Source organism: Streptomyces sp. NPDC041814 (assembly GCF_055590565.1).
On record NZ_JBVJAM010000002.1, the window covers coordinates 761113 to 774523 of the forward strand.

At 70.7% G+C, this 13411-nt stretch carries 7 protein-coding genes; 3 read left to right on the forward strand and 4 right to left on the reverse strand.

Annotated features, from left to right (window positions below; genetic code table 11):
- Positions 1 to 41: 41 nt before the first annotated feature.
- The 4 genes from ACZ6C6_RS08790 to ACZ6C6_RS08805 all read right to left on the reverse strand — a co-directional run bounded on the left by ACZ6C6_RS08790 (position 42) and on the right by ACZ6C6_RS08805 (position 4630).
- A complete protein-coding gene (locus ACZ6C6_RS08790; RefSeq protein WP_469200517.1) occupies positions 42 to 953 on the reverse strand; it encodes a carbohydrate ABC transporter permease in 912 nt (303 codons plus the stop codon).
- 9 nt (positions 954 to 962) lie between these two features.
- A complete protein-coding gene (locus ACZ6C6_RS08795; RefSeq protein ID WP_469200519.1) occupies positions 963 to 1892 on the reverse strand; it encodes a carbohydrate ABC transporter permease in 930 nt (309 codons plus the stop codon).
- Positions 1871 to 3115: an ABC transporter substrate-binding protein gene (locus ACZ6C6_RS08800; protein WP_469200521.1), complete on the reverse strand. Its 1245-nt coding sequence runs from the start codon at positions 3113 to 3115 to the stop codon at positions 1871 to 1873. Before ACZ6C6_RS08800 ends, ACZ6C6_RS08795 begins: the two co-directional genes overlap by 22 nt.
- Before the next feature lie 189 nt (positions 3116 to 3304).
- Complete coding sequence (locus tag ACZ6C6_RS08805; protein WP_469200523.1) at positions 3305 to 4630, reverse strand: alpha-L-fucosidase; 1326 nt, start codon at positions 4628 to 4630, stop codon at positions 3305 to 3307.
- Positions 4631 to 4739: 109 nt separating this feature from the next.
- On the opposite strand from ACZ6C6_RS08805, the gene ACZ6C6_RS08810 reads away from it, so the two are divergent.
- The 3 genes from ACZ6C6_RS08810 to ACZ6C6_RS08820 all read left to right on the forward strand — a co-directional run bounded on the left by ACZ6C6_RS08810 (position 4740) and on the right by ACZ6C6_RS08820 (position 13231).
- Positions 4740 to 5573, forward strand: coding sequence for an RraA family protein (locus tag ACZ6C6_RS08810; RefSeq protein ID WP_469200525.1), 834 nt, complete (start codon positions 4740 to 4742; stop codon positions 5571 to 5573).
- A gap of 483 nt (positions 5574 to 6056) precedes the next feature.
- Positions 6057 to 9083 carry an ATP-binding protein gene (locus tag ACZ6C6_RS08815; protein ID WP_469200527.1) on the forward strand — a complete coding sequence of 1009 codons (3027 nt, stop codon included), beginning with the start codon at positions 6057 to 6059 and terminating at the stop codon, positions 9081 to 9083.
- Between the two features lie 284 nt (positions 9084 to 9367).
- The gene (locus tag ACZ6C6_RS08820) at positions 9368 to 13231 is read left to right on the forward strand and encodes a carboxypeptidase regulatory-like domain-containing protein (RefSeq protein ID WP_469200529.1); all 3864 of its coding nucleotides are present in this window, start codon (positions 9368 to 9370) and stop codon (positions 13229 to 13231) included.
- Positions 13232 to 13411 lie beyond the last annotated feature (180 nt).

The following is a 13411-nucleotide window of genomic DNA, read 5'->3' on the forward strand; positions in this document are numbered from 1 at the left end:
TCTCGGCTCTCTCTGGGACGGGACGGGCGACGCGGGTCGGGTCAGCCCTTCACGGCGCCGACGGTGAGACCGCTGATGATGTGGCGCTGCATGTAGATGAAGAAGATGACGACGGGGGCGATGGCGAGCAGGAGGTTGGGGAAGACCTTCGTCAGGTCTGTCGAGTACTGACTGATGCCGGCGTAGACCGCCGTGGTCACGGTGTAGTGCCCCGAGGACGGGCTGAGCAGGATCTGCGGAGAGATGAAGTCGTTCCAGATCCCTATCGAGTTGAGGATGAGCACGGTGACCACCGCAGGGCGCATCAGGGGGAACACGATGGCCCAGAATGTGCGGAAGCGGCCCGCACCGTCGATCGTCGCCGCATGGTCGATGTCCACCGGAATGGTGCGGATGAAGCCGACGAACAAGAAGATGCTCACCGGCAGAGTGGACGCCACGTCGTGCGCGACCAGGCCGGTCACGGTGTTCGCCAGCCCGATCTCGCGCAGTACGTAGATCACCGGGATGATCACGGCGGCGCCCGGAATGAACGTTCCGGCCAGGAAGTACAGCAGAACCAGCTGCGTCCGCCGCTTGAGGCTGCGTGCGATCGCGTACGCGGCGGGGCCGGCAAGCAGGATGCACAGCACGTCGACGAGCACGACGATGAACAGCGTGAAGCCGTAGCCGTCGATGACGTTGAACTGTGGACTGCTGATCGCGGCTGACATGTGCTCGAAAGTCATCCCGCCCAGCGGGATGGAGAAGGGGTTGTCGAGGATGTCCTGCTGCGACTTGAAGGCGTTCACCACCAGCAGGTACACCGGCACGATCATGACGACGAACAGCACCCCGAGCAGCACCCACCGTCCGGGCGAGCGAGGCTCCCCGCGCTTCGTGCCCGGTCCCTCCCCGCCCTGGGCCGACGCGGCCTGCGGCCTGTCGCGGACCTCTGCTTCCAGTACGACCACCAACGGCTCCTAACTTCCTGTCGCGGCCTGGTCCTGGCGGTTGCGCAGCGCCGTTACGACGAGGGCGAGCACCGCCGAGACCACCATCAGGAACACCGCCTGCGCGGTCGCGTATCCGACCTTGGTGCCCTCGAAGGACCGGGCGAGAATGAGATAGGTGAAGGTCTGCGTCGACCCGGCGGGACCCCCGCCGGTGAGGCTGACCACGATGTCGTAGGCCCGGACGAGACCCACCAGGTTCAGCACCGTCGCCACGGTCACCACGGGCGCGATCATCGGGATCACGATCCGCAGATTGATCTGCCGCTTGGACGCGCCGTCGATCGCCGCCGCCTCCAGCAGCTCCGCCGGCACCGTCTGCAGCGCGGCGACGAACAGGACGACGTTGAAGCCGAACCCTGCCCACACGATCACGCCGATCAGCGAGATCAGCGCGAACTGCTCGTCGAAGAGGAACCCGAGCGGCTCGATGCCGAACTTGGCCAGCGTGTTGTTGATGGCGCCGTTGGTGCCGAGGATCGCCGCCCACAGGTATCCGAGGATCAGCGCGCTGATGACGTGGGGGAAGTAGGCGACGGCCCGGTAGAAGGAGTTCGCGCGCGAACGGCCCTTGAGCGCCAGCGCGTACACGAGCCCCAGGCCCACCATCAGGACGGTGCCGACCGCGGCGATCAGCGCTGTCACGTACCAGGCGTCCGACGAACTCGGGTCGTCGAACAGGTGCGCGTAGTTGTCCAGCCCGATGAACGCGGCCTGGGAGAACCCGTCCCAGTCGGTGAGACTGAGATAGACCGCGACGCCCACCGGAACGACCGTCATCACCGTGTACAGGAGGACGGCAGGACCCATCATCGCGAAGGAAACGGCCGACTCACGCACTCTTGCCCGGCGCCGCGCCTGCCGGTCGCCCCCTGCGGTCAGCTCTGCGAGTTCCACCACTTGTCCAATCCGCCGGCCACGTCCTCGGGGGAAGCGCCTGTGTACAGGGACTGGATCTGCTTGTTGAGCTCGTCGCTGAAGCCGGCGATCGGCTGCCTCTGTCCGGACTTCACGATCACCGACGGCGCCTTGTCGAGGATCTGCTGCACGGAGGTGCCGAGGCTGGACGTCGGGTAGGTGAAGCCCTCGCGGAGGTTGCCGTCGGAGGCGAGCTGGCTCTTGATGGCCTCCGGATCGGTGGTCGCCCACTTCACGAACTCGATCGCCTCGGCCTTGTGACGGGACTTGTTCACGACGACGTACGGGTTCGAGATGTTGCCGAACTGACCGGACGGGTAAGTCCCGTCGGTCGGCATGGGGAACACTCCGATGTCGTCGCTCTTCTTCGCGGCATCCGCGGCGGGCACGAAGAACGAGCCCATGATGTACATCGCGGACTTGCCATTCAGGAACGCCGTCTGGCCGTCCGCGTAGGTGAGGCCGAGTGCGCTCTTGTCCAGGTAGCCGTTGTCGATCCAGCTCTTGTAGTGATCGAGGTAGGACGTGTATCCGCTCTCGGCGAATGAGGTCTTGCCCTGGGTGCGCTTGACCGTCCACTCGGGATCGGCGGTGAGCACACCCGCGTCGGCCATCATCGAGAACTGGGACCCCGTGACCCACTGCCCGGCAGTCTGCAGCGGCTTGTAGCCGGCGTCCTTCAACTTGCCCATGGCGGACGTGAACTGCGCCATCGTCCTGATCCGTGTCGCGTCGAGCCCCGCCTTCGTGAAGGCGGCCTTGTTGTAGAAGACGAGCGACTGTATCTGCTCGCCCACACCCACCACGTAGTGCTTGCCGTCGACGGCGTACTGGTCGGCCAGCGGAGTCTTCCTGGTCCAGGGCTGGTCGGACAGGTCCGCGAAGAGCGATGCCGTGTCGGCCGTAGGCGTGATCTGCTGCGCGACGTCCGGGGGATCGCCCGCGGCCAGGTCCTGCCTCAGCTTCGCGTCCGCCGAGATGGTGCCGGTCAGTTCGAGCTTGACGTTCACACCGGGGTGATCCTTCTCGTACCCGTCGAAGAGGTCGTTCCAGAACTTCTCCGTCAGGTTCGGGGTGATGTTCACGATGACGCGGAGGGTCGTGCCCTCCGACGCCTGGTCGGACCCGCCCCCGCAGGCGACGGCCGAGACCATCACCAGGGGAGCCACCGTGAGCCCGCAAGCGCGGCGCCACATTGTTTTCATCGGGACACGCTCCGTTGCGTAGTCGTGAATAATCGATAGCTGGCATCCAGCCGTGGATTCCTGAGGGGAAGACGGCGGGAGGGTGCGGGCGCCCGAGGGATCGGTTCGCCCGGCGGGATGGTGCGATGTCGTGGAGGCGGGGCCGGACCCACGCCTCCCAACAGGGCTATCGTCTATCGATTGTTGATGCTAGAGCGGGCTCGTTGCTTCTTCAAGGGTGCTGCCGCAACTCTGAGTTCCGGTACGCGTGTCCAGCTCCAGCTCGATCACCGGAAGGAGCACATCGGGCCTGGCGATGGGCAGAGTCAGGGTCAGGGTGCCCGGAGGCTGACTCGGGGGTGCGAGGTTGTTGTGCTCGTGCCGTGCGCCGTCCGTCTCATGGAAGCGGATCTCCGAACCGTCGTGCAGGAACTGGGCGTAGCGCACGTGTCCGGCCAGCCCCGGCAGGTGAAGGTGCTTGAGCGGCCAGGCCGGCAGATGCAGATACAGGCGGTTGCCGGACTGGGTGTACAGGCCGTGCGCGGGTGGCGCGAAGGAGCTTGGCCCCGCGCCGTACACGGACCGTGCGTGGAGTGTCGTCCATGCGCCGATGGCCCGGAGCGTGGCTGCGGCCTGCGGATCCAGGGCGCCCCGCCCGTTGGGCCCGACGTTCAGGATGAGGTTGCCGCCGCAGGCGACGGACTGCACCAGCATCCGGACCAGCATCGCCGGATCCTTGAAGTCACGGTTGTCGCGGTCGTAGCCCCATGAGCCGTTGAGCGTGTGGCAGGCCTCCCACCTCACGGGTTCGCCGTTGCGCTCCAGCTGCCGGTCGGGCTGGTACTGCTCAGGCGTGACGTAGTCGCCCGGAATGCCGAGCCTGTCATTGACCAGGATGCCCGGCTGCAATGTTCGTACGGTGTCCAGGAGATGCTCCGCCCCCCACTCCTGCGGCCCCTTCTCCGGGTACGTGAAGTCGAAGAACAAGGTGTCGATCGGCCCGTACTGGGTGAGGAGCTCACGTACCTGGCCCTCCATGTAGGCGCGGTAGCTCCCCATATCGCGCGGCTCCTGCCGGGCCGGGGTGTCCCGGAGGGGGTGGTGCTCGTCGACCGGGAAGTCGGGGTGATGCCAGTCCAGCAGTGAGTAGTACAGGCCGACACGCAGTCCTTCGGCGCGCATCGCGTCGACGAACTCCCGGACGAGGTCGCGGCCCACCGCGCGCACCGACGTGTAGTCGGTCAGCGCCGAATCGAAGAGGCAGAAGCCGTCATGATGCTTGGCGGTCAGTACCGCATAGCGCATCCCGGACTCCCGTGCGGTACGAGCCAGTTGGCGGGCGTCGAAGAGGTCAGGATCGAACCGGTGCAGATAACGGTCGTACTCCTGCTGCGACATGGACTCGCGGCTGCGCACCCATTCGTGCCGTGCTGCCAGGCTGTACAGGCCGAAGTGGACGAAGAGGCCGAAGCGCGCTGCCTCGAACCACCCGGTGGCATCCGAGGAGTCGGCTGATTTCGCGGACGCACTGTTCATGGAGGGCTCCTGACGCATTGACAGCACTAATCGATTGGCTGTTATCTACCATCGATAGGCGATGATGTCACTGGCGTTGCGTGCGGTGAGCGCGCGGAGAGGCACGTGCATGCACCAGAGCGGGAGTCAGGAATCGGCGTCGGCAGTGGAGGCCCGCGTCGGCGGGGTGGAGGGGGCCGGGGTCTACGAGTCGATGCGCGCACCGGTGTACAGCTCCGCCTACGTGCGGCCCACCCCGCAGATGGTGGACGCGCTGGAGGACGTGAGTGCGGCGACGGCCTGTGCCAAGCTGCACCAGATGGGTATCACCCGCACGTTCATCGACGGACCCGTGCCGTTGCACCGGGAACCGGACGTCAAAGTCACCGGCGGTGCCGTGACGCTGCAGTTCCTTCCCCAGCGGGAGGACGTCTTCAACGGCGCGGAGCAGGAGGACATCGAGCGCAAGACCCCGCTGTGGGGCGTACTCGAATCCATCCAGCCGGGAGACGTGCTGGTCATCTCGGCCCAGGGCAGTCACTTCACCGGCTGCCTCGGCGACATGCTCGTGCGCTACTTCAAGCTGCGCGGCGGCGCCGGGATCGTGGTGGACGGACGGGTACGGGACGCAGCCCGGGTACGCGCGCTCGGCGTGCCCATCTGGTGCACCGGTGTCACCCCCCACTATGCCTCGCAGACCGAGCTGTTCCCGGCCGCGTTCAACGTGCCCGTCGGGGTCGGCGGCTCACTGGTGACACCCGGCGACCTGATCATCGCCGACGAGGACGGGGCCGTCGTCGTGCCGCAGCGGAACGCGATCCCGCTCGCCGAGGACTCACTGCTTCACCAGGACCGGGAGGCGTTCGCACGCCGCCGCCTCGATGAGGGCGCGAGGCTCTCCGACTACTATCCGCTCACCGGTGAGAGCATGACCGAGTACCTGGCGAGCCGGTCCGCCACCTGAAGGGCGCCGGGATGCCGACGCCTCTGCGGAAGGCGCTTGCGCGGCAGCCGCCGCACCACTGAGGGCCGGCTGGACGAGATCCGCGGGGCGCCGCCACGCCGAGGGCGGCGGGCGGGGATGACGCCGCCCGGTCCCCGCCCTCTCCGCTGCCCAGGCCGTCCGGCAGCGCGAGCAGCCGGGCCCCGGGCGGCCCGGCACCCCGAGGGGCCGTTCGAAGCCTCGGCATCGCGGTCCCCGGCGGGCGGCTGTCCACCACGTAGCCACCGGACACCGGGTGCGTCGGGCCGCCGCCCCGTCGCCACCGCCGGACACTGCCGCCCGGATCACGGACGGCGGCCCCGGCCTCACCGACTGGCCCGGCATCCTCGACCTCTGCCGCCCCTCCCGCGGCGTCCAGGCCGAACTCCGATCCGCGGAGCCCTCTGGTGCGCAGGGCCCCCGGCGAGCGAGGATGATCAATGAACGGGCGGTGGCGAGGGGAGTGTGGCACTGCGGATGGGCGTCGAGCGGAACACGACATCGGACCTGGTCGTACGCGCCCCCGAAGGCGCCTCCCCGCGCGCTGCGGACCCCCGCGCCGATCATTCCCCGCAGCCCCGGCCGCCCCGCTTCGTCGGCCGGGAAAGCGAACTGCGCGACGTGCTCGACGCGCTGGCCCCCGGGCGTCCGGCCGCCCTCGTCGTGGTCGAGGGGGAGGCCGGGGTCGGCAAGAGCCGCCTGGTGCGGGAGGCACTGACGCACCGGGAGGTCCGGAGTGCGGGCGGGGTGCTGACCGCCGTCTGCCCCCCGTTCCGTGAGGCTCCCACCTTCGGGCCGCTCATCGACGCCGTACGGGACGGCCGCCCCCAGGGCCCCGCCGGCCTCGGGCTCTCTCCCTTGGCCGGCGTGCTGCGCCCGCTGCTTCCCGAGTGGGCCGAGGACCTGCTGCCCGCGCCGGAGCCCCTGACCGATCCCGGTGCCGCCCGGCACCGCCTGCTGCGTGCCCTGGCCGAACTCCTCGACCGCCTGGCCGTGCGCGTCCTGGTGATCGAGGACCTGCACTGGGCCGATGACGCCACCCTCGACTTCCTGCTGTTCCTCACCACCCGCCCCGTGCGCACCATCCATCTGGTCCTCACGTACCGCCCCGAGGACCTTCCCGCCGACTCCCTGCTGCCGCGTCTGACGTCACGGCAGGCCGCCGGCACCCCGCACATCCGCCTGGCCCTGCGCCCCCTGGGTGTCGCGGACACCGCCGAGCTGGTCTCGTCCATGCTGGACGACGACCACGTCTCCGAGGCCTTCTCCACCTTCCTGCACGCCCGCACCGATGGTCTCCCGCTCGCCCTGGAGGAGTCCGTCCATCTGCTGCGGGACCGCGCCGACCTGGTGCGCCGCGAGGACGAGTGGGTGCGGCACGCGCTCGCGGACATCGCCGTGCCGCCCACGATCCGCGACGCCGTCGCCGAGCGCGTCGCCCGGCTGGATCCGGATGCCCGCACGGTGCTGGAGGCAGCCGCCGTCCTCGGTGAACCCGCCTCCGAGGAGCTGCTGTTCGCCGTCGCCGGACTACCCGCCGACCGGGCCCGCCCCGCCGCCGACGCCGCTGTCCGGTGCGGCCTGCTCACCGACGGCCCGTACGGCAGACTCGCGTTCCGGCACGCCCTCCCCGCCCAGGCTGTCTACGACGGCTTGACCGCCCGCAACCGGGGCCGCCTCCACGGCCGTGCGGGCACCGCCCTGGAGGCGGAGCCGCAGCCGTCGCCGACCCGGCTCACCCATCACTTCCGCTGCGCCGGCGACACCGGTCGGTGGCTCACCCACGGCGAGGGGGCCGCCGACCTGGCACTCGCCGCGGGCGACCAGAGTGCCGCCGCGGCTCTGGTGCACGACCTGCTGACCATCCCCCGTCTGCCCGCCCAGGACATCGTCCGGCTCGTCCGGAAGGTGCCCCTGCACACCTACGGCAGTTTCCACAACCGGGACGAAGTGGTGCGCACCCTGCGGGACTGCCTGACCAGCGAGGACCTTCCGGTACGGGACCGGGCCGGCATCCATATGCAGCTCGGCCGGATCCTGCACGCCGCGGGCGAACTGCGCGCGTCGCAGCAGGAGTTCGAGCGGGCGATCGACGGCCTCGCCGACGATCCCGCACAGGCCGCGCGGGCGATGATCCTGCTCGGTATACCGACGGACTCCCCGCTGCCCGTCACCGAACACCTCCGCTGGCTCGACCGCGCCGAGGAACTGATCAACCGCGCGATACCCGCGGAGAAACGGTTGTTCTACGTCGTCAGCTGGTCCACCGCGCTCCTGCAGCTCGGTGAGGAGGCCGGCTGGCGGCCCGTCGACGGCTTCCTCCTGGACGAGGACCGAGTCGCCCCGGGGGACGTCGTCCAGCTCAACCGGGGCCTGCTCAACTCCGGTGCCTGTGCCATGAGCTGGGGCCGCTACGCGGATGCCCGACGGCTCCTCACCTGCGCCCTCGACCAGGCGAGCCGCCACCACATACCCGGTCAGCACATGATGACGGCCGCCAACCTGGTCCACCTGGACTGGTTCCAGGGCCGCTGGGACGACTACCCGACCCGGGTGGACGCCCTCGCGGAGTCCGAGGACGACCCGCGCTTCCTCGCCGAGAAGCTGCTGCTCCACGGGCTGTACGACCTGGCCGCCGGTGACAGCCGCATCGCGGAGGAGCGGCTGGGCACCGCCCTGGACGAGGGCCTGCGCGGCGGCGACCTGCTGCTGCAGGCCGAACCCGCCGGGGCCCTCGGCCGGCTGCGGCTGACCGCGGGCGACGTCGGCGGGGCGCTCGCGGCCACCGACCGGGTGACCGGCACCCTGACCGCGAAGGGCCTGTGGGTGTTCGGGGCCGAACTCATGCCGGTCCGGACCGAGGCGCTGCTCGCGGCCGGCCGGGCCGACGACGCGGAGCGCCTGACGGAGGCGTTTTCCCGGGGCACCCGCGGCCGCGCCATCCCCGCCGCGGCCGCGGGTGCCCTGGTCTGCCGGGCCCTCCTCGCCGAGGCGCACGGGCCCGCCGCCCGGGCGGCCGACGCCTGGGCGGACGCCGCCGCGGCCTGGCGGGCACTCCCGCGCCCGTACGAGGCGCTGCTGGCCGCGGCGCGCGAGGCCCTGTGCCGTATCGCGTCCGGTGCCTCCGATCAGGGCATCGCCCAACTGCACGGTGTGCGGCGCGCACTGGACACACTCGGCGCCCGAGGTGAAGCGGACCGGGTCGCGGCGGCGCTGCGCGCCCGGGGCGAGGCGGCACCGGTGGTGTGGCGCGGGGGGCGGCGCGGTTACGGTGACCGGCTCTCGCCGCGCGAGACGGAGGTCGTCCGGCTGCTGCTCAACGGCCTGACCAACAGGGAGATCGCCGCCGCCCTCTCCCGGTCGCCGAAGACCGTGGCGGCGCAGCTCAAGTCGGCCATGCGCAAGAGCGGGGTCACCACGCGAACGGCGCTCGCGGTGAGCGCGGCGAAGGCGGGGCTCACGCCGGACCCGGTGACGCACCCCAAGGTGTAGGCCCCACCGCCGCGTCCGAGGTTCTTTGAGGCATCCGCCCCATCGCAGCCCGGCCCACCGGCGTCGCAGACTTCGTGCATCAGTCAACTACTCGCGACCGCACGAGAGCACCCCTTCCCATGAACAGCCCTGATTCCGCGGCGGAGCACGAGCCGGACGTCCCCGCGACTCCGCCGCTTTCCGGCCCGTCCCCGTACGCGCCGCCGCCTCCGTCCGAGCTTCCGCCGCCCGATCCGGACGGCTACGAACCCCTCTGAAACCGGCTCCACTCCGAAAGGTCCCCCGTGAGTTCCAGACCCGACCACCGACCGCGCCGCAGCCGCCGGCGCATACGCACTCTGTTCGCGTACGCCGCCGCGGCCTGCCTCGGCCTGGGCCTGCTGTCGGCATCGCCCGCGGCCGTCGCGGTGACGAACACCCCGGCGGCCGGCACGACGGCCGCCGACGACCCGACCGTCCGTCCCTACACCCCCACGGACTGCAACGATCCGGCCCAGAAGACCGGTTACGCCCGCTGTCTGTCCGTGGTGAACACCCCCACGAACCAGCGCACGCGGGCTCGCGCCGCGACGAGCGGCCCGCCGGCCTCCGCACTGGGACCCGCGCAGATCCAGTCGGCGTACAAGCTGCCGAGCGGTGGCGGTGACGGGCGCACCGTCGCCATCGTCGACGCCTTCGGCAACTCCCGCGCCGAGGAGGACCTGGCGGTCTTCCGCGAGCACTACGGCCTCCCGGCCTGCACGACGGCCAACGGCTGCTTCCGCAAGGTCGACCAGCGCGGCGGCAGCGACTATCCGGCCGACGACAAGGGCTGGGCCACCGAGACCTCACTCGACCTGGACGCCGTATCCGCCGCGTGCCCGGGCTGCAAGATCCTGCTGGTCCAGTCCGACGACAACTCCCTGGAGAACCTCGGCGCGAGCGTCGAGACGGCTGTCCGTCTCGGTGCCAAGTTCGTCTCGAACTCCTACGGCGTCGACGGTGAGGGCACCGACCAGGCGCTCTTCGACCACTACTACGACCACCCGGGCGTCGTCGTCACCGTCTCCTCGGGCGACACCGGACACGTGCAGAGCTGGCCGGCGACGAATCCGAACGTGGTCGCGGTCGGCGGGACGAGGCTGACCGCCACGCCCGGCACGGAGCGCGGCTGGACCGAGGCCGCCTGGGACGACGGCGGCTCCGGCTGCTCCCTCTACGAGGCCACCCCGGCCTACCAGGAGGGCATCGACACCGGCTGCGACACCCGGTCCACCGCCGACATCTCCGCCGTCGCCGACCCGGCCTCCGGCCTCGGCGTATACGACACCGTGGGCAGTGACGGCTGGCTGCAGGTGGGCGGCACCAGCCTCTCCGCGCCGCTCGTCGCCGCCATGTACGCGCAGGCCGGCGACCCGGCCGCGCACACCTACCCGGTGACCTACCCCTACGCGTACACCGGCGACAGCGGCCTCAACGACATCACCCAGGGCGCCAACGACACCTGCGGCGACATCACCTGCACGGCCGGTCCCGGTTACGACGGTCCGACAGGGCTCGGCACTCCCAACGGCGTGTCCGCCCTCACCCTCGGGGACAGCGGCACCTTCAGCGGCCGGATCACCGGGGGAGCCGACAACGGCCCCCTGGCCGGGGCCGTGGTGCGCGCGGCCGACGACGCGACGGGACGCAGTTTCCGTACGACCACGGACGCCGACGGCCGCTACTCCCTGACCGTCCGGACCGGCACCTACCGGGTCACCGCGTCGCTGTTCGGCTACGCCGACGCCACCGGACCCGCGACCGGGATCGCCAAGGGCGAGAGGGCAACGGTCGACCTGAGCCTGACCAGGACCGCCACCAGCCGGGTCAGCGGCAGGGTCACGGACGGCGGCGAGCAGGGTTGGCCGCTCGCCAGCAAGATCAGCGTGGACGGCTACCCGGGCGGTGCCGTCTACACCGACCCGGATACCGGCGCCTACTCCGTCGACCTCCCGCGAGGCGCGACGTACCACCTGCATTCCACCCCGCTCTACCCCGGCTACCACACCACCGACCTCACGGTCGAGGTCGGCGGCTCGGACCTGACGCGGAACGTCACCTCCGTGCCCGACAGGACGGTTTGCGCCGCGCCCGGCTACGGCAACGCCGCCGCGACCGGCTTCGAGGGCTGGACCGGCACCACCGCCAAGGACGGCTGGACCGTCACCGGCACCGACCCGGCCGCGCCGGGCTGGGAGTTCGACGCGCCGCTGGGCATCGAGAACATGACAGGAGGCAGCGGCAACTTCGCCACCGCCAACACCCTCGCCCACGACTTCGCGGCGGAAGACACCGTCCTCACATCCCCGGTCGTCGACATGCGCGGACACACGGCGCAGCTCGACTTCGACTCGATGTTCGGCGGGGGCGACGGCACCACCGGGACCGTCGAGGTCACGGTCGACGGAGGGAAGACCTGGAGCACCGTGTGGAAGGCGGTCAACGACCCGGTCGACATGACTGCGGGCCACGAGACCGTCGCGCTGCCGCAGGCCGAGGGCAGAGCTCAGGTCCAGATCCGGTTCCACTTCACCAGCACGGCGGGCGAAGTGGGGGTCTGGCAGACCGACAGCGTCCAGCTCGGCGGATGCAGCGCCCTCACGGGCGGCCTGGTCACCGGCATCGTGACGGACGGGAACACCAGGAAGCCCGTCAACGGTGCAACGGTCACGGACCCCGCTGCTCCGTACGCCACCGGGCACAGTGCGGCGACCGCCGGCGACCCTGCCGACCGCGGCGGCCGTTACTGGCTGTTCGTTCCGGGCGCGGGCAAGCACACCTTGACCGTTTCCGCGCCGCGCTACGCGACCGGCACCCACGCGGCGAGGATCACCGCCGGGCGGATCAACCGGGTCGGCCTCGGGCTCGAAGCCGGGCATGTGGTGGCGACGCCGGCGGTCTCGTTCGACGCCCGGCTCGGCCGCAAGGCCACCAGGACGGTCACCTTCACCAACACCGGCAAGGCGCCGGTGGAGGTGGACCTCGGTGAGCAGAGCACATCCGGCAAGGCGGGCGACTCCACCGGGGACGCGGCCTGGACGAGCCTGCCGGACTACCCCGAGCCCGTCATGAGCAACGCGGTGGGCACGTACGCCGGCAAGGTCTACTCCGTGGGCGGTTTCGACCGGGCCGTCGGCGCGACGCTCACGAAGCACGGTTACGTGTACGAGCCGGCGGTCGGGTCGTGGCGACGGATCGCCGATCTGCCGGAGGCCCTGGCCGCCACCTCGTCCGCCTTCGTCGACGGCACGCTGTACGTGGCCGGCGGTCAAGGCAGCGACGCCTCGGCGCGCGCCACCGTGCTGGCCTACCACCCGGACACGGACACGTGGACGCGGGCCGCGAACCTGCCCCGGGCCGTGAAAGCCGCAGGCGTGGCGGCACTGGACGGCAAGCTCTATGTCGTCACGGGTTGCGTGGACGACTGCGCCGAGCGGACGAAGGCCGTCTACCGGTACACACCGGCCTCCGACCGCTGGAGCAGGGTCTCCGATTACCCGAAGGCGCTGACCAACACGGTGTGCGCGGGGCTGGCCGGTGAGGTCGTGTGCGCCGGTGGCGCGGATCCCACCGAAGAGACGGGACTGACCGCTGCGGCCTATGCCTACAACCCCTCCGCGGACTCCTGGCGGCGCGTCACCGACATGCCCACCGCCACGGTGAGCGCCGCCGCGACCGGCGCGAACGGCCGGATGCAGGTGGTCGGGGGTTACACCTCGGGCAGCATGGCCAATACGACTGCGGTCGAGTACGACCCGGTCGCCGGGCTCTGGTCCGCGCTGCCGGACTCGAAGTACCCCATCTACCAAGGTGGTGTCGGCTGCGGGCTCTACCAGGTCGGCGGCGGGCAGAGCGTCCGCTCGTACCTCGTAGGGGGCGTCCGCGCCGAGTACCTGCCGGGGTACGACCAGTGCGAGGGCGACGACGTGTCCTGGCTGTCCGAGGTTCGGACGCGGTTCACGCTGAAGCCCGGCCACGCGGTCACCGTCCCCGTGACCGCTGATGCCGGTGCGGTCCCGGCGGCGGGCACCTACACGGCCGACCTCACGATCGGTACGGACTCGCCCTACACCGGGCAGGCCGTCGCGATCACGCTGGAGGCGACGGGCCGTCACACCGGTCACTGACCGATCCGGCAGGGGCCCGCGCGGACGCAAGCCGGCCGCGTGGGCCCTTCCCCCGTCCCACAGTCGTCGTGCCCGCACCGCTCTGCCCGGGAGCCTGCACGCCCTCCCCGACCCGGTGCGTCCCGACGGCGCCGCCGCGTAAGCACCTGCAGTGAACACGCCTGCATCCGCTGCCCGATG